Source organism: Chimaeribacter coloradensis (genome assembly GCF_002858715.1).
Classification (GTDB): Bacteria; Pseudomonadota; Gammaproteobacteria; order Enterobacterales; family Enterobacteriaceae; genus Chimaeribacter; species Chimaeribacter coloradensis.
Map to the genome: position 1 here is coordinate 130,823 of NZ_PJZH01000005.1, position 24,448 is coordinate 155,270.

At 60.7% G+C, this 24,448-nt stretch carries 20 protein-coding genes; 13 read left to right on the forward strand and 7 right to left on the reverse strand.

Annotated elements, in window-relative coordinates:
• Positions 1-4 precede the first annotated feature (4 nt).
• Entirely contained in the window at positions 5-1,009 is a 1,005-nt protein-coding gene (locus tag CYR32_RS08005; protein ID WP_101823863.1) for a fimbrial protein, read from the forward strand.
• Between the two features lie 44 nt (positions 1,010-1,053).
• Here CYR32_RS08005 and CYR32_RS08010 read toward each other — a convergent pair whose 3' ends face one another.
• Positions 1,054-1,647 carry a YhgN family NAAT transporter gene (locus tag CYR32_RS08010; RefSeq protein WP_101816548.1) on the reverse strand — a complete coding sequence of 198 codons (594 nt, stop codon included), beginning with the start codon at positions 1,645-1,647 and terminating at the stop codon, positions 1,054-1,056.
• Positions 1,648-1,911: 264 nt separating this feature from the next.
• Here CYR32_RS08010 and asd point away from each other — a divergent pair, with 264 nt between their 5' ends.
• The 6 genes from asd to glgP all read left to right on the forward strand — a co-directional run bounded on the left by asd (position 1,912) and on the right by glgP (position 12,988).
• On the forward strand, positions 1,912-3,015 hold the full coding sequence (gene asd / locus CYR32_RS08015) for an aspartate-semialdehyde dehydrogenase (protein ID WP_101823864.1): 1,104 nt from the start codon (positions 1,912-1,914) through the stop codon (positions 3,013-3,015).
• Positions 3,016-3,352: 337 nt separating this feature from the next.
• On the forward strand, positions 3,353-5,542 hold the full coding sequence (gene glgB / locus CYR32_RS08020) for a 1,4-alpha-glucan branching enzyme (RefSeq protein WP_101823865.1): 2,190 nt from the start codon (positions 3,353-3,355) through the stop codon (positions 5,540-5,542).
• Positions 5,539-7,521, forward strand: a complete 1,983-nt coding sequence (glgX, locus tag CYR32_RS08025; protein WP_101823866.1) for a glycogen debranching protein GlgX — start codon at positions 5,539-5,541, stop codon at positions 7,519-7,521. The genes glgB and glgX overlap by 4 nt, the downstream gene beginning before the upstream one ends.
• A gap of 20 nt (positions 7,522-7,541) precedes the next feature.
• A complete protein-coding gene (glgC, locus tag CYR32_RS08030; RefSeq protein WP_101823867.1) occupies positions 7,542-8,837 on the forward strand; it encodes a glucose-1-phosphate adenylyltransferase in 1,296 nt (431 codons plus the stop codon).
• A 138-nt stretch (positions 8,838-8,975) separates the two neighbouring features.
• Positions 8,976-10,412: a glycogen synthase GlgA gene (glgA, locus tag CYR32_RS08035; RefSeq protein ID WP_101823868.1), complete on the forward strand. Its 1,437-nt coding sequence runs from the start codon at positions 8,976-8,978 to the stop codon at positions 10,410-10,412.
• Between the two features lie 128 nt (positions 10,413-10,540).
• A complete protein-coding gene (gene glgP / locus CYR32_RS08040; protein WP_101823869.1) occupies positions 10,541-12,988 on the forward strand; it encodes a glycogen phosphorylase in 2,448 nt (815 codons plus the stop codon).
• Positions 12,989-13,087: 99 nt separating this feature from the next.
• Here glgP and glpD read toward each other — a convergent pair whose 3' ends face one another.
• The 6 genes from glpD to ulaG form a co-directional block, all read right to left on the reverse strand.
• On the reverse strand, positions 13,088-14,614 hold the full coding sequence (gene glpD, locus CYR32_RS08045) for a glycerol-3-phosphate dehydrogenase (RefSeq protein ID WP_101823870.1): 1,527 nt from the start codon (positions 14,612-14,614) through the stop codon (positions 13,088-13,090).
• Positions 14,615-14,875: 261 nt separating this feature from the next.
• Positions 14,876-15,634 (reverse strand): DeoR/GlpR family transcriptional regulator, encoded by a 759-nt coding sequence (locus CYR32_RS08050; RefSeq protein WP_101823871.1) that lies wholly within the window; start codon positions 15,632-15,634, stop codon positions 14,876-14,878.
• 35 nt (positions 15,635-15,669) lie between these two features.
• Positions 15,670-16,506, reverse strand: a complete 837-nt coding sequence (gene glpG / locus CYR32_RS08055; RefSeq protein WP_101823951.1) for a rhomboid family intramembrane serine protease GlpG — start codon at positions 16,504-16,506, stop codon at positions 15,670-15,672.
• A gap of 294 nt (positions 16,507-16,800) precedes the next feature.
• Positions 16,801-17,130, reverse strand: a complete 330-nt coding sequence (glpE, locus tag CYR32_RS08060) for a thiosulfate sulfurtransferase GlpE (protein WP_101823872.1) — start codon at positions 17,128-17,130, stop codon at positions 16,801-16,803.
• 162 nt (positions 17,131-17,292) lie between these two features.
• Positions 17,293-18,048, reverse strand: a complete 756-nt coding sequence (gene ulaR / locus CYR32_RS08065; RefSeq protein WP_101823873.1) for an HTH-type transcriptional regulator UlaR — start codon at positions 18,046-18,048, stop codon at positions 17,293-17,295.
• A 270-nt stretch (positions 18,049-18,318) separates the two neighbouring features.
• On the reverse strand, positions 18,319-19,383 hold the full coding sequence (ulaG, locus tag CYR32_RS08070; RefSeq protein WP_101823874.1) for an L-ascorbate 6-phosphate lactonase: 1,065 nt from the start codon (positions 19,381-19,383) through the stop codon (positions 18,319-18,321).
• 438 nt (positions 19,384-19,821) lie between these two features.
• Here ulaG and ulaA point away from each other — a divergent pair, with 438 nt between their 5' ends.
• Genes ulaA through CYR32_RS08100 form a run of 6 tightly spaced genes read left to right on the forward strand, consistent with a single transcriptional unit; the run spans position 19,822 to position 24,299 of the window.
• Complete coding sequence (gene ulaA / locus CYR32_RS08075) at positions 19,822-21,222, forward strand: PTS ascorbate transporter subunit IIC (protein WP_101823953.1); 1,401 nt, start codon at positions 19,822-19,824, stop codon at positions 21,220-21,222.
• Between the two features lie 12 nt (positions 21,223-21,234).
• Positions 21,235-21,555, forward strand: a complete 321-nt coding sequence (gene ulaB, locus CYR32_RS08080; protein ID WP_101823875.1) for a PTS ascorbate transporter subunit IIB — start codon at positions 21,235-21,237, stop codon at positions 21,553-21,555.
• Positions 21,552-22,031, forward strand: a complete 480-nt coding sequence (ulaC, locus tag CYR32_RS08085) for a PTS ascorbate transporter subunit IIA (RefSeq protein WP_101823876.1) — start codon at positions 21,552-21,554, stop codon at positions 22,029-22,031. Before ulaB ends, ulaC begins: the two co-directional genes overlap by 4 nt.
• A 13-nt stretch (positions 22,032-22,044) precedes the next feature.
• Positions 22,045-22,701: a 3-keto-L-gulonate-6-phosphate decarboxylase UlaD gene (locus CYR32_RS08090; RefSeq protein WP_101823877.1), complete on the forward strand. Its 657-nt coding sequence runs from the start codon at positions 22,045-22,047 to the stop codon at positions 22,699-22,701.
• A 9-nt stretch (positions 22,702-22,710) separates the two neighbouring features.
• The gene (locus CYR32_RS08095; RefSeq protein ID WP_101823878.1) at positions 22,711-23,592 is read left to right on the forward strand and encodes an L-ribulose-5-phosphate 3-epimerase; all 882 of its coding nucleotides are present in this window, start codon (positions 22,711-22,713) and stop codon (positions 23,590-23,592) included.
• Between the two features lie 2 nt (positions 23,593-23,594).
• On the forward strand, positions 23,595-24,299 hold the full coding sequence (locus tag CYR32_RS08100) for an L-ribulose-5-phosphate 4-epimerase (protein ID WP_101823952.1): 705 nt from the start codon (positions 23,595-23,597) through the stop codon (positions 24,297-24,299).
• The last annotated feature ends 149 nt before the right edge of the window (positions 24,300-24,448 follow it).

Sequence of the window (24,448 nt, forward strand, 5' to 3'; positions counted from 1 at the left end):
ACTGATGCTGACCCCTCTTTTTCGCCTGAAACCCCTCTGCCTGGCGGCCGTGGCGCTCACCGGCCTGCTGGCCGCCCAGGAGTGCCTGGCCGGGGCCTGTTACTTCGCCGGCGGAGCCACCACCTCCACCGCCATGATGACCCTGCCTGCCGAGATCAAGGTACAGCAGGGCGCGCCGGTAAGCACCGTGCTCGGCACCTGGGACGCCGCCAACGGGCGCACAAACATCACCTGTTCGGCCACCTTCAGCACCTGGGTGGGGTATGACATCCTCACCGCCGCCGACGAAGTGCCGGGGGTGCGCCACGCCTATAAAACCAATGTCCCCGGCATCGGCGTGCGCGGCTGGAGCGGCAATGACTCCCGCTACCTGATCAGCGACCGCAGTGCGCTGTTACCTAAGCACATCGGCAGCAGCAACAATGACGCGATCGCCGGCTATGTGCCGTCGGCGAACTACCGCATCCAGCTGGTGGTAACCGGCCCGGTTGAGGACGGTACGCTGGATCTCAGCAAATTTACCGCCGGGCTGTGGTATGACGACCTGCTGGCAACGCGGCTGCAATTTACCTCCCCGACCATCCATGTGATCGCCAACGCCTGCGAGATCCAGACCGGGGAGATTCAGGTGCCGCTGGGCGACACCTCCGCCGCCCAACTTGACCAGCCGGGGAAGACGTCGGCACCGGTGGCGTTCAATGTGGGCCTGCTGTGTGACGCCGGTACCAACGTCAATATCACCTATACCGGGCCTGTCGTCAGCGGGCGGCCGGACACGCTGCAACTTGATAACGCCACGGCACCGGGCAGCGCCAAAGGGGTGGGGGTGCAGATTCTCCAGGCCAACAGCAGCACGCCGCTGCAATTCGGCAAAGAGTACACCATGCAGCAGGCGGTGCCTGCGGGGGCGCTGACCCTGCCGTTCCAGGCGCGCTACATCCGGCTCGACAGCGCATTAGAGCAGGGTGAGGCCAATGCCACCGCGACGTTTGAGATGACCTACCGGTAGGGGGAAACAGAACGGGCCGGGCGGCCCGCTCCGGTAAAAGGGGGCTAAATCTTCAGATAGGCGCGGATGCCGTCGAGGAACATTTGGGTAGAGAGCATCACCAGGATCAGCCCCATCAGCCGCTCCAGGGCGCTGACGCCCTTGTCGCCCAGCAGGCGCAGGAAGAGGTCAGAGAGCATCAGGATCGCCACCGAGATCCCCCAGGCGATCAGCAGCGCCAGCACCAGGTGCGAGAGCTGGTTCGGGTACTGGTGGGAGAGCAGCATCAGCGCCGCCAGAATCGACGGCCCCGCCACCAGCGGGATCGCCAGCGGCACCAGGAACGGCTCCTCGCCCGCTGACAGCCCGGTGCTGTTGGACTCGTGCGACGGGAAAATCATCTTAATCGCGATCAAAAACAGGATAATCCCGCCGGAGATGGAAACCGTCTCGGTACGCAGGTTCAGGAAGGCCAGAATTTTTTCCCCGGCAAACAGGAAGACCAGCATCAGCAGCAGCGCGATCAGCATTTCACGGATCACAATCACCCGGCGGCGCTTCGGCTCCAGGTGCTTCAGCACCGACATAAAAATCGGCAGGTTGCCGAGCGGGTCCATGATTAAAAACAGCAACACCGTTGCCGCGATCATTTCAGTCATCATTACCTCAGAGTAAGTCACCGGCCTTACCGGCAGAATATTCTTTTATTTTTCGGCGAAGCGATGGTTCATGCTGCCTTCACGGGCACAGCCCGCGCACTCCCCCGCCACCTGCGCGGAGTATATTAGCAACTCTGCTAACCCGCACGATGACATCGAATAAATTCACTTGCGACTTCTTATACATTTTGTAAGGTGGAGGGCACACGGCGTTCCCGGCGCCACCCCCCTCTCTTCACCCCTTACACCACAGGGCAAGTAATTATGAAAAATGTAGGTTTCGTTGGCTGGCGCGGCATGGTCGGCTCGGTACTCATGCAACGCATGGTAGAAGAGCGCGATTTTGATGCTATCCGCCCGGTCTTCTTCTCCACCTCCCAGCACGGCCAGGCGGCTCCGGCCTTCGGCGGCCAGCAGGGCACATTGCAGGATGCGTCCGATATTGAGGCGCTGCGCGCGCTGGACATTATCATCACCTGCCAGGGCGGGGACTACACCAACGAAATTTATCCGAAACTGCGCGCCAGCGGCTGGCAGGGCTACTGGATTGATGCCGCCTCCTCGCTGCGCATGAAGGATGACGCCATCATCATCCTCGACCCGGTCAACCATGATGTGATCCGCCAGGGCGTGGACCGCGGCATCAAAACCTTCGTGGGCGGCAACTGCACCGTGAGCCTGATGCTGATGTCCCTGGGCGGCCTGTTCGCACAGGATCTGGTGGAGTGGGTGTCGGTCGCGACCTATCAGGCCGCTTCCGGCGGCGGCGCGCGCCATATGCGTGAGCTGCTGACCCAGATGGGGATGCTGCACAACAACGTGGCGAAAGAGCTGCAGGACCCGGCCTCCGCAATCCTCGACATCGAGCGCAACGTCACGGCGCTGACCCGCAGCGGCACCCTGCCGACCGAGCAGTTCGGCGCGCCGCTGGCAGGCAGCCTGATCCCGTGGATCGACAAGGCGCTTGAGAACGGCCAGAGCAAGGAAGAGTGGAAAGGGCAGGCGGAGACCAACAAAATCCTCAACACCCAGACGCTGATCCCGGTGGATGGCCTCTGCGTGCGCATCGGTGCGCTGCGCTGCCACAGCCAGGCGTTCACCATCAAGATGAAGAAAGATGTCTCGATCCCGGAGATCGAAACCCTGCTGGCCTCCCACAATGACTGGGTGCGGGTGATCCCGAATGACCGCGACCTGACGGTGCGTGAACTGACCCCGGCCGCAGTGACCGGCACACTGAACACCCCGGTCGGCCGCCTGCGCAAGCTGAACATGGGGCCGGAGTACCTCTCCGCCTTCACCGTCGGCGACCAGCTGCTGTGGGGCGCGGCAGAGCCGCTGCGCCGCATGTTGCGCATCCTGCTCTGATCCTGAACCTGAGAGGCACCTGCGGGTGCCTCTTTTTTTGCCTTTTTCCGCCTGTTTTCCCCTTTATTCCCCTTGCTTTTTTCCCCTCAGGCAGGGCGTTTCTTTACGCAGTAAAAATCCTTGTACTTTGGCACGTTTCTTTACCGCCATTGACTATGCTTAGCAGGATGAGCCGGACGGCCCCTTGTCTGCGGGATAATCTTAAAAAAGTTGTAAATGATTGCCGTGGCTCACGCTTTTAACGATAAAAGGGATAAATGATGGGTCAGGACGATCATTTGGTACTTAAATGAATTTATTGATTTTATTGCTGCCATTAATCACAGGATGAAATGCCATGTCAGTTCTTCCCGATCAACATGTGATCAACCAACTTATTGCCGGCCACTATGCCGACCCTTTCTCCCTGCTGGGTATGCACAAAGTGGCTGCCGGGCTGGAGGTGCGGGCACTGCTGCCCGACGCGCGTGAAGTCTGGGTGATTGACGCCCAAAGCAACCGGAAAGTGGCTAACCTGCATTGCCGCGATGAGCGTGGTTTTTTTGTCGGGTTGCTGCCGCGCCGCAAAAATCCTTTCCATTATCAGCTCCAGGTGAAGTGGGAAAACGACACGGTCATTATGGAAGACCCGTACCGCTTCGGCCCGCTGTTGCAGGATCTCGACATCTGGCTGCTCTCGGAAGGCACGCACCTGCGGCCCTATGAGCGCATGGGCGCGCACCCCACCACGCTGGATGGCGTAGAAGGGGTGAGTTTCGCCGTCTGGGCGCCGAACGCCATCCGGGTGTCGGTGGTCGGGGAGTTCAACTTCTGGGACGGCCGCCGCCACCCGATGCGCCAGCGCAAAGAGAACGGCATCTGGGAGCTGTTTTTGCCGGGCGTGAAAGCGGGGCAACTCTATAAATATGAGATCATCGACTGCCGCAGCCACACCCGCCTGAAGGCTGACCCCTATGCCTTTGAGGCACAGATGCGCCCGGAAACCGCTTCGCTGATCAGCCCGCTGCCTGCCCCGGTGCCGCGCACCGCCGAGCGCCAGCGCGCCAATGATTTCGACCGTCCGATCTCCATCTATGAAGTGCACCTCGGCTCCTGGCGCCGCCATACGGACAACAACTTCTGGCTGAGCTACGGCGAGCTGGCGGACCAGCTGATCCCCTACGTCAAAGAGATGGGGTTCACCCACATCGAACTGATGCCGATCAACGAGCACCCGTTTGACGGCAGCTGGGGCTACCAGCCGCTCGGCATGTATGCGCCGACCCAGCGCTACGGCTCGCCGGAGGAGTTCCGCGCCTTTATTGAAAAAGCGCATGAGGAGGGGATCAATGTAATTCTTGACTGGGTGCCGGGCCACTTCCCGAGTGATGACCACGGCCTGGCGCAGTTTGACGGCACCGCGCTGTATGAGTACGCCGACCCGCGCGAAGGCTTCCACCAGGACTGGAACACCCTGATCTACAACTATGGCCGCCACGAAGTGCGTAACTACCTGGCGGGCAACGCCTTCTACTGGGTAGAGCGCTACGGCATCGACGCCCTGCGGGTGGATGCGGTGGCCTCAATGATCTACCGCGACTACAGCCGCGCCGAAGGGCAGTGGGTGCCGAACTACTACGGCGGCCGCGAAAACCTCGAGGCGATCGCCTTCCTGCGCTACACCAACCAGACGCTGGGCAAAGCGCTGCCGGGTGCGGTGACGCTGGCGGAAGAGTCCACTGACTACCCCGGCGTAACCAACCCGCCGGACGCCGGGGGCCTGGGCTTCCACTACAAGTGGAACCTCGGCTGGATGCACGACACGCTTAACTACTTCAAGCTCGACCCGGTCTACCGCAAGCACCACCACAACCAGCTCACTTTCGGGATGCTCTACGCCTACACCGAAAACTTCGTGCTGCCGATCTCTCACGATGAGGTGGTACACGGCAAAGGTTCCGTGCTCGACCGGATGCCGGGCGACACCTGGCAGAAGTTCGCCAACCTGCGCGCCTACTACGGCTTTATGTGGGCGCACCCCGGCAAAAAACTGCTGTTCATGGGCTGCGAGTTCGCCCAGGGGCGCGAGTGGAACTTCGACAGCAGCCTCGACTGGCACCTGCTGGAAGAGGGCTATGACGGCTGGCACAGCGGCGTGCAGCAGCTGGTGCGCGACCTCAACCACACCTACCAGCAGCAGCCCACGCTCTATGAGCTGGACTACCAGCCGCAGGGCTTTGACTGGCTGGTGGTGGACGACAGCGAAAACTCGGTGTTCGCCTTTGTGCGCCGCGACCGCGCCGGGAATGAGCTGATCGCCGTGAGTAACTTCACGCCGGTGCCGCGTTATGAGTACCGCATCGGCATCGACACCCCCGGCACCTACCGCGAGATCCTGAATACCGACTCAGAATTCTATCGCGGCAGCAACGTCGGCAATCAGGGGGTGATCGAGAGCCAGGACGTCGGCAGCCACCACCGCCCGCACTCGCTGGTGCTGACCATCCCGCCGCTGGCGACGCTCTACCTGGTGCGGGAGGGGGAATGACGGCGCTGGAAAACGGCAGGCCTGACCCGGCAGGCGCGCGGGCGGATGAACACGGCATCAACTTCAGCGTGTTCTCGGCCCATGCCACCGGCATTGACCTCTGCTTGTTTGACGAACAGGGCAATGAACAGCGCCTGCCGCTGCCGGGCCGCACCGGCAACTGGTGGCATGGCTTCCTGCCGGGCGGCCAGCCCGGCCAGCGTTACGGCTTCCGCGCTGACGGCCCGTTTGAGCCGCGCCAGGGCCACCGCTTCAACCCGCATAAACTGCTGCTGGACCCCTGCGCCCGCGCGGTAGAGGGCGAAGTCATGGACGACCCGCGCCTGCACGGCGGCTACGACCAGCCGGACGGGCAGGACAGCGCCGCCGTCGCGCCGAAAAGCGTGGTGGTTGCGCCGGAATATGACTGGGAAGGGGACGCACCGCTGCGCACGCCGTGGGGGCAGACGGTGATTTACGAGGCCCATGTGCGCGGGCTGACCAAACTGCACCCGGCGATCCCGGCGCCGATCCGCGGCACCTTCGCGGCACTGGCGCACCCGGTGATGATCAAGCACTTTACCGATCTGGGCATCACCACGCTGGAGCTGCTGCCGATCCAGCACTTTGCCGATGAGCCGCGCCTCCAGCGCGAGGGGCTGAGCAACTACTGGGGCTACAACCCGCTGGCGCTCTATGCGCTGGAGCCAACCTACGCCAGCCAGGCAGCGCCGGAGGCGGCGATCAACGAATTCCGCGACGCGGTGAAAACGCTGCATCAACACGGGATTGAGGTGATCCTCGACATCGTCTTTAACCACACTGCTGAGATCGACCTCACCGGCCCGACGCTCTCCCTGCGCGGGCTGGACAACAAAAGCTACTACTGGCTGCACGACAACGGCGACTACGACAACGTGACCGGCTGCGGTAACGCCATCCGGCTGACCTCACCGGAAACGGTGGCATGGGCGATCGGCTGCATGCGCTACTGGCTGGAGGAATTCCACGTTGACGGCTTCCGCTTTGACCTCGCGCCGGTGCTTGGGCGCACCCCGGCGTTCTCCCGCGAGGCACCGCTGTTCAGGGCGATGCTCGCTGACCCGGTGATCTCGCAGTGCAAACTGATCGCCGAACCCTGGGACATCGGCCTTGGCGGCTATCAGCTCGGCCAGTTCCCCGCGCCGTTCGCCGAGTGGAATGACCGCTTCCGTGACGACATCCGCCGCTTCTGGTTGCAGGGGCACCTGCCGCTGGGGCAGTTCGCCACCCGCCTCGCCGGGTCGCAGGATCTCTTCGGCCATGACGGGCGGCAACCCATTGCCGGCATCAATATGCTGACCGCCCACGACGGCTTCACCTTGCGGGACACCGTGAGTTTTAACCATAAACACAACCAGGCCAACGGTGAGCACAACCGCGACGGGGCGAACGAGAACCACAGCAACAACCACGGCCACGAGGGGCTGGACGCGGATGACGCCGTCAACGCGCGCCGCCGCCGCTCGCAGCACGCCCTGCTGGCGACCCTGCTCCTGGCGCAGGGCACGCCGATGCTGCTGGCCGGGGATGAACAGGGCCAGAGCCAGCAAGGGAACAATAACGCCTACTGCCAGGACTCCGCGCTGACCTGGCTTGACTGGGCCGGGGCGGACACCGCCCTGACTGCGTTTACCGCCGCGCTTGTGCGCCTGCGCCGCCGGATCCCCGCGTTGCAACATGGGAACTGGTGGCAGGAGGGTGAGGACGTGCGGTGGTTTAACGGCCAGGGGCAGCCGATGACGGTGCAACGCTGGGAGCGGGGGCCGCAACAGCAGTTGCAGATCCTGCTGTCGGGCAGGTGGTTGCTGGTCATTAATGCCTCAGAGCAGAACGATGATATGGCACTACCGCCGGGCGCCTGGGAGGCGGTTGACCCGTTTAATCAGGAAACCAACCGGCCGGAGCATGGGCTCTGGCATGCCCCCGCGCGTGGCCTCTGCGTGTTTGCGCGGGAATAAAAAAAGAAAAGGAGTCAGCCATGGTTAAGTTCGATAACGAAGATGCCTTGATGCTGGCCAGGCAGCTGCCCGCCGATTCGGTGGCACTGATTCTGGCCGGGGGCCGTGGCTCGCGGCTGAAAGATCTGACCTCTACCCGTGCAAAACCCGCCGTCCATTTTGGCGGCAAATTCCGCATTATCGATTTTGCCCTGTCGAACTGCCTGAATTCCGGCATCCGGCGCATCGGCATTATCACCCAGTACCAGTCGCATACCCTGGTGCAGCATATCCAGCGCGGCTGGTCGTTCCTCAACGAGGAGATGAACGAGTTTGTTGACCTGCTGCCCGCCCAGCAGCGCAACGAAGAGGATAACTGGTACAAGGGCACAGCAGATGCGGTTTACCAGAACCTGGACATCATCCGCCGCTACGGTGCCAAGTACATCGTGATCCTGGCGGGTGACCACATCTACAAGATGGATTACTCGCGGATGCTGATCGACCACGTGCAGAAAGACGCGGAGTGTACCGTCGCCTGTATGCCGGTGCCGATCGCAGAAGCGCGCGATTTCGGCGTGATCCATGTGGATGACGAGGGGCGCGTGCGCGACTTTGTTGAAAAACCAGCCAATCCGCCTGCGATGCCGGGCAATCCTGACCTGGCGCTGGCGAGCATGGGCATCTACATTTTTAATGCCGATTTCCTGTTCCGCCTGCTGGAGGAGGATCGCCGGCTGCCGGAATCGGAGCGTGACTTCGGTAAAGACTTGATCCCGAAAATCACCCAGCAGGGCAAAGCCTGGGCGCACCCGTTCACGCTCTCCTGCGTGACCTCCAGCGCCAATGCCAAACCTTACTGGCGTGACGTCGGGACGCTGTATGCCTACTGGCGTGCCAACCTTGACCTCGCTTCGGTAACCCCGGAGCTGGACATGTATGACCGCCGCTGGCCGATACGCACCCACATGGAGCCGTTGCCGCCGGCAAAATTTGTCCAGGATCGGTCCGGCAGCCACGGCATGACCATGAACTCACTGGTGTCGGGGGGCTGTATTGTCTCCGGCTCGGTGGTGGTGCATTCCGTGCTGTTCCCGCGGGTGCGGGTGAATTCGTTTTGTACCATCGACTCATCGGTGCTGCTGCCGGATGTCAATATAGGCCGTTCCTGCCGTTTACGGCGCTGCATTATTGATCGTGCCTGCCATATTCCGGAGGGCATGGTGATCGGCGAAAACGCGGATGAAGATAGCCGCCGTTTTTACCGTTCCGATGAAGGAATTGTGTTAGTTACCCGGGCGATGCTGGCCAGGTTGGAAGGCGAACGCGCGCAGTAATCACTGCCGGGATGCGCAACAGCTTGGGTGAAGCCAGGCCCGCGGATCAGGAACCGCCGCGGGTCTTTTTCGCCCCCCAGAATGTCTTACGTTGATGTCCGGCCGCAGAAGCGCCGGAGCCGACAATCAGGAGCGACGATGCAGGTTTTACATGTGTGTTCTGAGCTTTTCCCCCTGCTGAAAACCGGCGGGTTGGCAGATGTAACCGGTGCGCTGCCCGCCGCCCAAATCGCGGAAGGGACCGACGTCCGCGTACTTATCCCTGGTTTCCCTGACATTATGCAGGGGATCCCGGACACCGAGCTGGTGCGGAATATTGATACCTTTGCCGGGCCGGTCGGGGTGCGTTTCGGCCACTTCCGCGGGGTGGGGGTCTATGTGATTGATGCGCCTGCGCTGTTTGACCGCGCCGGCAGCCCGTACCACGATCAGTCACTCTATGCCTACCCGGATAACCACCGGCGCTTTGCGCTGCTGGGCTGGATCGCCAGTGAGATGGCGCTGGGGCTGGATAATTTCTGGACGCCGGACATCGTGCATGCCCACGACTGGCATGCCGGGATGGCGTGCGCCTATATCGCCGCGCGCGGCCACCCGGTGAAAACGGTGTTCACGGTGCATAACCTCGCCTACCAGGGGCTGTTCTCCGCCGCGCACCTGCAGGAATTGCAGATCCCGGAATCCTTCTTCCAGGTCTACGGGCTGGAGTTCTACGGGCAGATCTCCTTCCTCAAGGCCGGGCTGTTCTTTGCTGACCACATCACTGCCGTCAGCCCGACCTACGCCCATGAGATTACCCTGCCGGCCTACGGCTACGGCATGGAGGGGCTGCTTCAGGAGCGCGAGAGTGAAGGGCGGCTCAGCGGCATCCTGAACGGCGTGGATGAGGCGATCTGGGACCCGCAGACCGACATTCTGCTGTCAGCGCGCTACAGTGCCGATAACCTCAAAGCGAAAGCGATCAACAAAGCTTACCTGCAACGGGTGATGGGGCTGGATGTCGATGACACCAAGCCGGTCTTCTCGGTGGTGAGCCGCCTGACCAGCCAGAAAGGGCTGGATCTGGTGCTGGGCGCGCTGCCGAGCATCCTGGAGCAGGGCGGGCAGATGGTGATCCTCGGGGCGGGTGACGCGGTGCTGCAACAGGCATTCCTGGCGGCCGCGGCGGACTACCCCGGCCAGGTCGGGGTGCAGATCGGTTACCACGAGGCGTTCTCCCACCGCATCATCGGCGGCGCGGATGTGATTCTGGTGCCGAGCCGCTTTGAACCGTGCGGTCTGACGCAGCTTTACGGCCTGAAATACGGCACGCTGCCGTTGGTGCGCCGCACCGGCGGGCTGGCCGACACGGTAGTGGATTGCTCACTGGAGAACCTGGCCGACGGCACCGCCAGCGGCTTTGTGTTTGAAGACAGCACGTCAGAGGCATTGAGCCAGGCGGTACGCCGGGCGATGGTGCTCTGGACGCGCCAGAAACACTGGCGGCACGTGCAGCAACACGCCATGAGCCTGGACTTCACCTGGCAGGTGGCCGCTCACGCCTACAAGCTGCTCTACACGCGCCTGTTAAGTTAAGGCCGGAGACCCGGCCGGGGGTGCTGCGGCACCCCTGTCACGATCACGATTCGTCAGGCCACGGCGCGATCCGGCGGTGCGGCCAATGTCATCAGGCGGTTGCAGTATTCATCTGAATGGGAAACGCTATGACTTCACCTTTTAACTACACCTCACCGACCGTCAGCGTTGAGGCGCTCAAGCACTCCATCGCTTATAAACTGATGTTTATGGTGGGTAAAGACCCGTCGATCGCCAACAAGCACGACTGGCTTAACGCCTCCCTGTATGCGGTGCGTGACCGCATGGTCGAGCGCTGGCTGCGCTCCAACCGCGCGCAGCTGTCGCAGGATGTGCGCCAGGTCTACTACCTGTCGATGGAGTTCCTGCTCGGCCGGACGCTCTCCAACGCCCTGCTCTCGATGGGCATCTATGACGATCTGCGTCAGGCGCTGAACGAAATGGGGCTGGACCTGAACGAACTGATCGAAGAAGAGAACGACCCCGGCCTCGGCAACGGCGGCCTGGGGCGGCTGGCGGCCTGTTTCCTCGACTCCCTGGCGACGCTGGGCCTGCCGGGGCGCGGCTACGGCATCCGCTATGAGTACGGCATGTTCGCGCAGAAAATCGTGAACGGCGAGCAGAAAGAGTCACCGGACAACTGGCTGGAGTACGGCAACCCGTGGGAATTCCCGCGCCACAACACCCGCTATAAAGTGCGTTTTGGCGGCCGTATCCAGCAGGAGGGGGCGAAAACCCGCTGGCTGGAGACGGAAGAGATCCTGGCCTGCGCCTATGATCAGGTGATCCCCGGGTTTGACACCGACGCCGCCAACACCCTGCGGCTCTGGGGCGCGCAGGCGAGCACCGAGATCAACCTCGGCAAATTTAACCAGGGCGACTACTTCGCCGCGGTCGAAGACAAAAACCATTCGGAGAACGTGTCACGGGTGCTCTACCCCGACGACTCCACCTACTCCGGGCGCGAGCTGCGGCTGCGGCAGGAGTATTTCCTGGTCTCCGCCACCGTGCAGGACATCCTCAACCGCCACTGGATGATGCACCAGACCTTCGAAAACCTGGCTGACAAAATCGCCATCCACCTGAACGACACCCACCCGGTGCTGGCGATCCCGGAGCTGATGCGCCTGCTGATTGATGACCATAAATTCAGCTGGCAGAAAGCCTGGGACGTGGCCAGCCGCGTCTTCTCCTACACCAACCATACGCTGATGACCGAGGCGCTGGAGACCTGGCCGGTGGACATGCTCGGCAAGATCCTGCCGCGCCACCTGCAACTGATCTTCGAGATCAACGACAACTTCCTGAAGTTTGTCGCGGAAAAGGTGCCGGATGACCTGGATCTTCAGGCGCGTGTGTCGATCATCGATGAAAACCACGGCCGCCGGGTGCGTATGGCCTGGCTGGCGGTGATCGCCAGCCATAAAGTGAACGGCGTCTCTGAACTGCACTCGGAGCTGATGGTGCAGTCGCTGTTTGCCGATTTCGCCCGCCTCTACCCGGACCGCTTCTGCAACAAAACCAACGGCGTGACGCCGCGCCGCTGGCTGGCGCTGGCCAACCCGCCGCTCGCTTCGGTGCTGGATGACAGCATCGGCCAGACCTGGCGCACCGATCTCAGCCAGCTCAGCGAGCTGACCCAGAACGTGGACTACCCGAGCTTCCTGCAGGCGCTGCAAAAAGCCAAGCTGGAGAACAAACGGCGGCTGGCGGTCTATATCGCCCGCCAGCTCAATACCGTGGTGAATGCTGCCTCGATGTTTGATGTGCAGATCAAGCGCATCCATGAGTACAAACGCCAGTTGCTCAACGTGCTGCACGTCATCACCCGGTATAACCGCATCCTGGCGGAGCCGGAGCGGGACTGGGTGCCGCGCACGGTGATCTTCGCCGGGAAAGCGGCCTCGGCCTACTACGCCGCCAAGCAGATCATCCGTTTGATCAACGACGTGGCGCAGGTGATCAACAACGATCCGCGCGCCCACGCCAAGCTGAAAGTGGTCTTCATCCCGAACTACAGCGTGAGCCTGGCGCAGCTGATCATCCCGGCGGCGGATCTCTCTGAACAGATCTCGCTGGCCGGCACCGAGGCCTCGGGCACCAGTAACATGAAATTCGCCCTGAACGGCGCGCTGACCATCGGCACGCTGGACGGTGCCAACGTGGAGATGCTGGAGCATGTGGGTAAAGAGAATATCTTTATCTTCGGCAACACCACCGAGGAGGTGGAGGCACTGCGCCGCAACGGCTACAACCCGCACCAGTATTACGAGCAGGACCACGAGCTGCACCAGGTGCTGACGCAGATCGCCACCGGGGTATTCAGCCCCAGCGAACCGAAGCGCTACAGCAACCTGTTCGACTCGCTGGTTAACCTCGGGGACTACTACCAACTGCTGGCGGACTACCGCAGCTACGTCGACACCCAGGACAAAGTGGACGAGCTCTACCAGCAACCGGAAGAGTGGACGCGCCGCACGCTGCTGAACATCGCCAACATGGGCTACTTCTCCGCCGACCGCACCATCCAGGAGTACGCCGACGAGATCTGGCACATCAAACCGGTCAAACTCTGACGCTGTACGCTTCCCCGCTGTGACCGGCGCTGAAGCGGCGACGAAAAAACAAAAAGCCCGGCATCATGGCCGGGCTTTTTTATGGCGTTACGCGGCAGATCAGGAAGCCAGCGACAGCTTTTTCACCGGGGTAAGTGTTACCGGGGTGGTGTGGCTCGCGAGCCAGGCGGCGACGCGCTGCTGCTGTGCCTCATCCAGCCACATGCCGATCTTGGTGCGGCGCCAGATGGCATCGTCCAGCTCTTTCACCCACTCTTTCTCGACCAGATAGCGCAACTCTGCTTCATAGAAGTGGTGGCCGAAATCTTCACCCAGATCCGCCAGGCTGTTGGCCCCGGCCAGGATCAGCTCACTGTGGCTGCCGTAGGTGTTGGTCAGGCGGCGCGCCAGGGATTCCGGCAGCCAGCTATGTTTACGGCGCAGTTGCGCGGCGTAGCTGTCACGGTCACCGCCGATGTCACCCCCCGGCAGGCTGCCGTTTTTGGTCCAGGCCGGGCCGGCGCTCGGGTAGTATTTCGCCAGCTTCTCCATCGCATGTTCCGCCAGCTTACGGTAAGTGGTCAGCTTGCCGCCAAACACCGACAGCAGCGGGGCCTGGCCCTGGTCGTCATGCACGTCCAGCGTGTAGTCACGGGTCACGGCCTGCGGTGAGTCAGACTCATCATCACACAGTGGGCGCACGCCGGAGTAACTCCAGACGATGTCCTGACGCCCCAGCTGCTTCTTGAAGTGGCTGTTGTAGATCTTCAGCAGGTAGTCTTTTTCCTGATCATCGATCTGCACATTCTTCGGATCGCCTTTGTACTCCACGTCGGTGGTGCCGATGATGGAGAACTCCTCCATCCACGGGATCACAAACACGATGCGGTGATCTTCGTTTTGCAGAATGTAGGCCTGTTTCTGGTCATGCGCGCGCGGCACCACGATGTGGCTGCCTTTGATCAGGCGGATACCGTACGGCGACTTCAGCTTCAGGCCGTTGTCGAAGAAGTTTTTCACCCACGGGCCGGTGGCATTCACCAGGCCGCGGGCGCGGCAGGTAAAGGTTTTGCCGCTCACCACATCCTGCGCTTCCACCACCCAGAGGCCGTTTTCACGGCGGGCAGAGGTCACTTTGGTACGGGTGCGCACTTCACCACCGCGGCGCTCTACTTCCTGCGCATTCAGCACCACCAGGCGCGCGTCGTCGACCCAGCAGTCAGAATATTCGAAACCGCGCGTGATTTCCGGCTTGAGTACCGAATCCGCGCCAAAACGCAGGCTTTTGCTGGCCGGCAGGCTGGTGCGTTTGCCGAGGTGATCGTACAGGAACAGGCCGGTACGGATCATCCACGCCGGGCGCAGGTGCGGGCGGTGCGGCAGGCGGAAACGCATCGGGAACGCGATGTGCGGGGCGAGTTTCAGCAGCACCTCACGTTCGGCCAGCGCTTCGCTCACCAGACGGAATTCGTAGTGTTCCAGGTAGCGCAGGCCTCCGTGGATCAGTTTAGAGCTGGCGGAAGAGGTGGCACATGCCAAGTCTTGCGCTTCCAGCAGCAGTACGGACAGCCCGCGCCCGGCAGCATCCGCTGCGATGCCGGCCCCGTTGATGCCGCCACCGATCACGATCAAGTCTTTGGTTTCCACGTCACCTTCCTCCAGATGTTCGCAACAGTTCTTTAATGTTCGTTTTCGCTCATGATTGTAATCAAAAACCAACAAATAAGCCAAGACTTAACCAAATAAAAACATTTAGGCGTGATGCAGCTAACACTTTTTCGGCCCCGATAAGGAGCCAGATCATTGAACCCTCAGCAAAAACGTGCAGAAGGCAGAAACGACGCGGCCCCGCAAAAAAACGGGGCCGCAGGGGCAGGGCGGGAAAGTGGCCTCAGGCCGTAGGGGAAATCAGCACAGTTCCAGCTGAACCTCATGCTGCTCAATGATCTTCATCACGCTGGCAGGCGGCATTTTGTCCGTAAACAGGTAGTCGATCAGGTTCATGTTGCCGAGGTTGACCATGGCGTTGCGGCCAAATTTGGAGTGGTCAGTCACCAGCATCACGCAACGGGAGTTTTCGATAATGGCCCGCTTGGTGCGCACTTCATGGTAGTCAAACTCCAGCAGTGAACCATCCATATCGATGCCGCTGATGCCGAGGATGCCGTAATCGAGCCGGAACTGGGAGATGAAGTCCAGCGTCGCTTCCCCCATGATGCCGCCGTCACGGGTGCGTACCTCGCCGCCGGCCAGAATCAGGCGGAAATCCTCTTTGGCCGTCAGCAAGGTGGCGACGTTCAGGTTGTTGGTGACCACCCGCAGGTTTTTGTGGTTCAGCAGGGCGTGGGCCACCGCTTCCGGCGTGGTGCCAATATCAATAAACAGCGTGGCCCCATCCGGGATCTGGCTGGCAACGCGCTGGGCAATGCGCGCCTTTTCGGCCGGCCACATGATTTTACGGTCATGGTAGGCGGCATTCACCGAGCTGGAAGGCAGGGCCGCGCCGCCGTGATGGCGCTGGATTTTATTCTGATCCGCCAGGTCATTCAGATCGCGGCGGATGGTTTGCGGGCTGACGGCAAAATGCTCGACCAGCTCTTCGGTGCTGACATAGCCCTGCTGGCGCACCAGTTCAATAATCGCGTCATGACGCTGCGTTTGCTTCACATTACACCCCTAAAAAAACCGGACAGCACCGGCAATCAGCGTTGCCCGCGCAGATGGCGCGTGTCCTTGAAAGCCATCAGTAACCCGAGGATTAACCCGGCGACATGGGCGGCATTAGCAATCGCCAGGCCAAACATATCGAAATAACCGGCCACCAGCCAGACCAGTGAAAACACCATCAGCCCGCGCGGAAGCGAAAGCCCCACCTTCGGGGCGCGCTCGCCGGTCAGCCAGACATAGCCCATCAGCGCGTAAACCACGCCGGAGAGGCCGCCGAAATAGATGCCGCTGTAAAGGGACTGCGCCCAGCCGCTGAAAAAAGCGGAGACCAGCGCGATCGTCACCAGCTTGCCGGTGCCGAGGCGCTTCTCCAGCGGCCCGGCCAGGTACCACCACCACAGCAGGTTAAAGATAATGTGCAGCGGCGAGAAGTGCAGCAGCGCATGGCTGACCCAGCGCCACACCTGCCAGTATTGGCTGCTGTCGGCGGGCCAGCCGAGCCAGTTCATCATGCGGTCGTCGCCTAATACCGGCATCAGCAGATAAACCACAATGCTCAGCACCATCACCGCCAGCGTCAGCGGCCCGGCCTGGCTGCGGATGCGCGCCAGGTAAGAGTAGCGCGGGTAGTCCAGCGAGCCGCCCGTCTGACCGGCCTGCCAGCTGGCGGCCTGGTAACGCGGATGGGCGGGATCGCGCAGGAACAGCTCAAGCTGGCTTTCGACTTCGCTCAGCCGGGACTCATCCGCCAGCCATAACTCAACGGTATGGCCCTGTTGCGGGCGGCTTTCCAGCCGGATCCCCTGCGTCGCCATGTAATCGACAAAGGCCAGGGCGACCCGGGGGTTAGATAACGCAATTATTCGCACCATAGTGTATTTGCAGCCCTTCACCGGCGATGATTTAACAGTTTGATTTTTAATCAGCATTTTGCAACTTACCACTCACCTTGTGGCAGCGGCAACCTGATTATACTTGCCGCATCACCGCCTGTACCCTCTGCTTTCTGCGGTATGCGCTGCTTCACACTTACTTTGTGGCCTGCATGGGCGCTTTGCACGGCGCTTTTGCGGCACAGCCAGAAAGCGGCTTCCGGCACCGGGCCGGGGCATAGGCAAAAAAAAGCCACCGGCAGGGCGGTGGCGGAGAGGGGGCCGGGGCCGGTATCAGGCGTTGTCAGCCTGCACGGCGTCAGGGAAACTGCGCGCCCAGGCTTCAAAGCCCCCATCAATGCTGTAAACCGCGCTATAGCCTTGCGTCAGAAGGTATTGTGCTGCGCCGCGGCTGCTGATGCCGTGGTAGCACATCACCATTACCGGCGTATCGAACGCCGTCTGCCCGATAAACGCCGGCAGGTTGCCGTTGGTCAGGTGAAACGCCCCCGGCGCATGGGCGGCGGCAAAACTTTGCGGATCGCGGATATCCACCATCACGGCGTTACCCTGGCTTAAACGGGCGTGTGCCTGCTCAACGCTGATTGCTTCAAACTGTTCCATACTGCGGGGTGCCTCTGAATTAGGGGTAAAACACCGCCACAGTGTACCTAACTTTTCACCGCACAAGACCCGGCGCAATGCAGGGGTATTGTGAAAGGCGGATAAATGCACCCTGTGCCGGTCACGTCAGGGAGGCTCCCCGCCGCGCCGGGCAGAATGCGGTTACACCAGAATCACCTCAACACCCTGCCTGCGCAGCTGGCTGACCAGCGCGGCGTCTGCATCCTCGCCGGTAATCACCACATCAATTTGCCCGGTGCGGCTGAACAGCATCCCGGCGCGCTGCCCCAGTTTGCTGCTGTCTACCAGTACGGCCAGTTTGCCGATGGTGCTGAGCATCTTCTGCTCCGCCATGGCAGTAAGCATATCGGTTTTGTACAACCCTTCGGCCGTCAGGCCGATGCCGCTGGTAAACATCCAGTGCCCGGCATAAAGGGTGCTGTCCCCGCCCTGCGGGGCAAGGGTGATCGCCTGGCTTTTATTGTACTGGCCGCCCATGATCACCACGCTGTCGTGCTCCTGCTCAATCAGGTAATTGGCCAGCGGCAGATAGTTGGTGATCACCTGCACCGGCTTGCCGCAGATCTCCTGCCCCAGCAGAAAGGCGGTGGAGCCGCAGTTAATCACTACGCTCTGATCCGGGCTGCACAGTGCCGCCGCCGCTTTGGCGATGCGCATCTTCTCATTGAGGTGTGCCGTCTGGTGGATGTTCAGCGGCGTCCAGCTCTGGCGCGGGGTGCTGATGGCTTCCGCCCCGTTGCGGACTTTCCGCAATTTCCCCAGCTCATTGAGCTTGGTGATGTCACGGCGTGCCGTTGCCGGTGAAATGGCAAACTGCCGGATGACTTCCGCGACAGAGAGCTGCCCCTGACGTTGAAGCAGCCCAAGGATAGCGTTGTGTCGTTGTGCTTCTGTCATGATTGCTCCGCGTGGATAATGATTATCCGGTGATTATACGCGAGCATCATACGCATTTGTATTCTCAGTACTGATTTAGCGCGCCGGCAGGGGCCGGGTGCCGCCGCGCACCCGGCCTGGCTTTATAACGCGTCTTTATATTCCGGGCCTTTTGGGCCTTTTGGGCCTTTTGGGCATTTCGGCACTTCGGCGCATGTCGCCACATTTACCTGCCTTTCTTTGCGCTTATGCGCATTTCCCGGCGCACCTTAGTATTTCTCTTCGTTTTCCTTACAGGAAAGAGGTAAACGGCAGATCCGGCTCCTGGGTAAAGCAGTCATCAAACCCACGCGGGTAGTGATATTCAAAATGATCTTTATCCAGCGGCCAGGTGAATTTGCCGCCGACCTGCCAGATAAATGGCTTAAAGCCGTAACGCAGCCGATCTTTTTTCATCTCCCACAGCACGCGGATCTCCTGCGGGTCCGCCTGGAAATTTGACCAGATGTCATGGTGGAAGGGGATCACCACCTGAGTTTTCAGCGCCTCAGCCATGCGCAGGATATCAGCGCTGGTCATCTTGTCCGTCACGCCGCGCGGGTTCTCCCCGTAGGAACCCAGTGCCACATCAATGCGGTACTCATTGCCATGTTTGGCGTAATAGTTTGAATAGTGCGAGTCGCCGCTGTGGTAAAGCGAGCCGCCCGGCGTCGTGAACAGGTAGTTCACGGCGCGTGCGTCCATGCCGTCCGGCAGCACCCCGGCGGCCTGTTGCCCAGCCGGCAGCGTGATCAGCGCCGTGCGGTCAAAAGCGTCCAGCGCACGGATTTCCACATCTTTGACAGTGACCACCTTGCCCGGCGTCATCACGATGCAACGCTCAACAGGCACCCCCCAGCTGACCCAGAGATCCACACAGGTTTGCGGCCCGATAAACGGCACCGATGCATCACAGTTCTGTATCACCGCCGCCGCCACATTGACGTCAATATGGTCATTGTGATCGTGCGTGGCGAGCACCGCATCAATCTGCCGGATGGCAAACGGGTCCAGCACAAAGGGCGTGGTGCGCAGGTTCGGCTGTAACTTTTTCACCCCGGCCATACGCTGCATCTGGTGGCCGGCTTTCATCAGCGGGTTACCGTGGCTCTGCTTGCCGGTGCCGCACCAGAAATCAACGCACAGGTTGGCCCCCCCTTCTGATTTCAGCCAGATGCCGGTGCACCCCAGCCACCACATGGCAAATGTGCCGGGGGCGACCTCCTCCTGTTCAATCTCTTCATTCAGCCAGCTGCCCCATTCCGGGAAGGTGTTCAGGATCCAGGATTCCCGGGTAAGCGTGGTTACTTTACTCATCGCATTTCCTCATCTGGTGGGTGATAAGCCTACAGAGCACAGAATCAACCGCAATCAAAATATGATTACTTGTGATTATTTTGAGGGGAATCTAGCACCCTTTTTGTGGGCTTACAATGTGGTGCAGGTAATTTTTCGAGGCCTATTCCAATATTTTCAGACTAAGAAGTGTTATCAAAATTTGATGTAATTGGTTTATTTTTATGACTAAAAGAGAGGTGGCACGCTCTGGGGCGCATTGGCAGAAGGAAACTACTGTACTTCGGAGAATATCCTGAGAAGATGATCACAAATAATCATAAAGCATCTTTTTGTGAGAGGGCGTGAGCGGTAGAGTGCGACGACCTTAAGATTGTTGTGCCTTTACCCGGATGCGCATGTTCAGGTATCCGGCCCAACAAGGAAAGCCTCACAGAACGCTTTCTCATGGAGAGCTTTATGGAAACCCTCTATACCCTCTTTACGGTTTTTTTTAACCAGGTGATGACCAATGCCCCGCTGTTGCTGGGTCTGGTCACCCTGCTGGGCTATCTGCTGTTACGCAAAAGCGCCACGGTGATCATCAAAGGCACGCTGAAAACCATTATCGGTTTTATGCTGTTGCAGGCCGGGTCAGGCATCCTCACCAGTACCTTCAAGCCGGTGGTGGCCAAACTCTCAGAGGTGTATGGCATCAACGGGGCGATTTCAGACACCTACGCGGCGATGATGGCGACCATCGAGCGCATGGGCGACGCCTACAGCTGGGTAGGCTATGCCGTGCTGCTGGCCCTGGCGCTGAACATTGGGTATGTGCTGCTGCGCCGTGTGACCGGCATCCGCACCATCATGCTGACCGGCCACATCATGTTTCAGCAGGCAGGGCTGATCGCGGTGTTCTTCTACATCCTGGGCTACCCGATGTGGATAACGGTGCTCTGCACCGCGGTGCTGGTGTCGCTTTACTGGGGCATCACCGCCAACATGATGTACAAACCCACGCAGGAAGTCACTGACGGCTGCGGGTTTTCCATCGGCCACCAGCAGCAGTTTGCCGCCTGGCTGGCCTATAAGCTCGCGCCCTTTCTCGGCAAAAAAGAGCAGAGTGTGGAAGACCTCAAACTGCCGGGCTGGCTCAACATCTTCCATGACAACATCGTCTCTACGGCCATCGTGATGACGCTGTTCTTCGGCATTATTCTCTGCTCTTTCGGCCTGGATACCCTGCAAACCATGGCCGGTAAAACGCATTGGACGATCTACATCCTCCAGACCGGCCTGATGTTTTCCGTCGCGATCTTCATCATCGTGCAGGGCGTGCGTATGTTCGTCGCTGAACTCACGGAAGCCTTTAACGGCATCTCCCAGCGGCTGATTCCGGGCGCGGTGCTGGCGATTGACTGCGCCGCCATCTATAGCTTTGCGCCGAATGCCGTGGTCTGGGGCTTTATGTGGGGCACCATCGGCCAGCTGATTGCCGTCGGCATTCTGCTGGCGATCGGCTCTTCCATCATGATCATCCCGGGCTTCATCCCGATGTTTTTCTCTAATGCCACCATCGGCGTCTTTGCCAATCACTTCGGCGGCTGGCGCGCCGCGCTGAAGATCTGCCTGGTCATGGGGATGGTGGAGATCTTTGGCTGTGTCTGGGCGGTAAAGCTCACCGGGCTGAGCGCCTGGATGGGCATGGCGGACTGGTCAATCCTGGCCCCGCCGATGATGCAGGGCTTTACCACCGGCCTGTGGTTTATGGGAGTCATCCTCGCGATTGCCGGGCTCTATATGTTCTTTGCCGGCCGCGCCCTGCGCGCCGAAGAAGATGCTGGGAAAATGGCGTTAAAACAATCTGTTAAACAGTAAGGAGTGAAGGTTATGACCGTGCGCATTCTGGCGGTATGCGGGTGTGGGCAAGGCAGTTCGATGATCATGAAAATGAAAGTCGGCCAGTTTCTTACACAGCAAGGCATCGATCACAGCGTAAACAGCTGTGCGGTCGGGGAGTACAAAGCAGAGCTGGGCAATGCGGACATCATCATCGCCTCTACCCATGTGGCGGATGAGATCACCGTCAGCGGCAATAAATATGTGGTAGGCGTGCGCAATATGCTCTCGGCGGCAGATTTCGGGCCGAAGCTGCTGGAAGTGATCACCGCCCATTTTCCCCGGGATCTCAACCAACAGGGGGCGATATGAAACTGCGTGACTCCCTGGCGGAAAACCACGCCATCGCCTTGCAGGCGGAGGCAGCGACCTGGCAGGAGGCGGTGAAAATCGGCGTTGACCTGCTGGTGGAAGCGGGGGTAGTGGAGCCGCGTTACTACCAGGCGATTCTGGACGGCGTCGCGCAGTTTGGCCCCTATTTTGTGATTGCGCCGGGGCTGGCGATGCCGCATGGCCGCCCGGAAGAGGGCGTCATCAAAACCGGCTTTGCGCTGGTAACGCTGAAGACGCCGTTGGCCTTCAACCACGAAGAGAATGATCCGGTCGATATCCTGATTACGCTGGCGGCAGCGGATGCGCGGGCGCATCAGGAGGTCGGCATTATGCAGGTGGTGAATCTGTTTGAGAATGACGCCAATTTCGACCGGCTGCGCGCCTGCCGCACGGAACAGGACGTGCTGGCGCTTATTGATGAAACCACAGCCGCCGCAGAGGCGGCCGCCCACTGAAAGGAGTGTTGTGATGTCTCACGCGTTACCGATGTTACAAGTCGCGCTGGATAACCAGACCCTGGCGGATGCCTACCGCACCACCCGGCTGATCGCGGCGGAAGTCGATATTATCGAGGTCGGCACCATTCTCTGTATGGCCGAAGGGGTGCGCGCAGTGCGTGACCTTAAGGCGCTCTACCCGGAAAAAATCGTCCTGGCGGATGCCAAAATTGCCGACGCCGGGCACATTCTCGCCCGCATGTGCTTTGAGGCCGATGCAGACTGGGTAACCGTGATCTGCTGTGCGGACATCAACACCGCCAAAGGGGCACTGGATGTGGCTAAAGCGTTCAACGGCGATGTGCAGATTGAGCTGACCGGCTTCTGGACCTGGGAGCAGGCGAAGGCGTGGCGGGCGGCCGGGATTGGCCAGGTGGTGTATCACCGCAGCCGTGACGCACAGGCAGCCGGGGTCGCGTGGAGTGACACGGATATCGCCGCGATTAAGCGCTTGTCAGAGATGGGGTTTAACGTCACGGTGACCGGCGGGCTGGCACTGGAGGATCTGCCGCTGTTCCGGGGCATTCCGGTGCATGTATTTATTGCCGGGCGCAGCATCCGCGATGCCGCTGACCCGGTCGCCGCCGCCCGCCAGTTCAGGCGCACTATTCAGCAGCTCTGGGGCTAAGGAGCCGGCATGTTACATAAAGCCGTCCCGCTCGGCATTTATGAAAAAGCGCTGCCGGGCGGTGAGTCGTGGCTGGCCCGCCTGCAACTGGCCGCTTCGCTGGGGTTCGATTTTGTCGAAATGTCGGTTGATGAGTCAGATGCGCGGCTGGCCCGGCTGGCGTGGTCTGCTGAGCAGCGTATGGCGCTGGTCAACGCCGTGGCCGCGACCGGCGTGCGCGTGCCCTCACTTTGCCTCAGCGCGCACCGCCGCTTCCCCTTAGGTGCAGAGGAGGATGAGGTACGTGAACAGGGGTTGCTGATTATGCAGCAGGCGATCCGTCTGGCACAGGATGTCGGCATCCGCGTGATTCAGCTGGCCGGTTATGACGTCTACTACCAGCAGGCCAATGGCCGCACCCGCGAGCGTTTCCGTGACGGGCTGGTGCAGGCTGTGGAGATGGCCAGCCGGGCGCAGGTAACGCTGGCGATGGAGATCATGGACTACCCGCTGATGAACTCTGTCAGTAAGGCGTTGGGCTACGCCCATTACCTTAACAACCCGTGGTTCCAGCTCTACCCGGACATCGGCAATCTGTCCGCCTGGGACAACGATGTGCAGATGGAACTCGCCTCCGGGGCCGGGCACATCGTCGCGGTGCATGTCAAAGATACCCGGCCCGGCGTCTTTAAAAACGTGCCGTTCGGAGAGGGCGTGGTGGATTTTGAACGCTGTTTCGCTACCTTGCAGGCCAGCGGCTACCGCGGCCCCTACCTGATTGAGATGTGGAGTGAGAATGCCCCTGACCCGGTGGCAGAGGTGGCGGCGGCGCGTCGCTGGGTGTGTGAAAAAATGCGCCGGGCCGGGCTGGACGTGCAGGAACCGCACGCGCTGGAAACAGGAGTGCAATGATGCTGGAGTCTCTGAAACAAGAGGTGTTCGAGGCGAATATGGCGCTGCCGCGCCACCAGCTGGTGACCTTTACCTGGGGCAACGTCAGCGGCATCGACCGCGAACGGCAACTGGTGGTGATCAAGCCCAGCGGCGTAGCCTATGACCAGCTGCGGCCGGAAGATATGGTCGTGGTTGACCTGGCCGGGAATGTAGTGGAAGGGCGCTATCGCCCCTCGTCAGACACCGCCACCCATCTGGTGCTTTACCACTACTGTGCCGATCTGGGCGGTATCGTGCATACCCATGCCACCGCCTGGGCGCAGGCGTGCCTGCCTGTACCTGCGCTGGGCACCACCCATGCGGATTACTTCCTCGGCGAGATCCCCTGTACCCGCGCCCTGCGCCGCGAAGAGGTGGAAGGGGATTATGAACAGGAAACCGGGCGGGTCATTGTAGAAACCTTTAAGAACCGCGATCTGCGGCATACGCCGGGTGTGATTGTCAGCCAGCATGGGCCGTTCAGTTGGGGGGTGACACCCGGTGAGGCGGTGCATAATGCGGTGGTTCTGGAGGAAGTGGCAAAAATGGCCTGGATTGCCTGTAGCGTTAACCCGCATCTGCACCCGATCAATGAGTACCTGATGAGGAAGCACTTTAACCGGAAACACGGTGCCGGGGCCTATTATGGGCAACATGCGGATGGGCAGAGAAAGCCCGGCACATAAGGCGGGGTGCGGGGGCTGGCCCGGCGTAACGGAACTGCGGCGCGGCGGCGCGTCACCGGGGGCAGCGGGGGCAGAAGGCAGGAGGCAGAGTAAGGGCGGCCGCAGCCGCCGGTGCAGACGCTACGCCTGACGAGGCGTAGCGTCTGGGT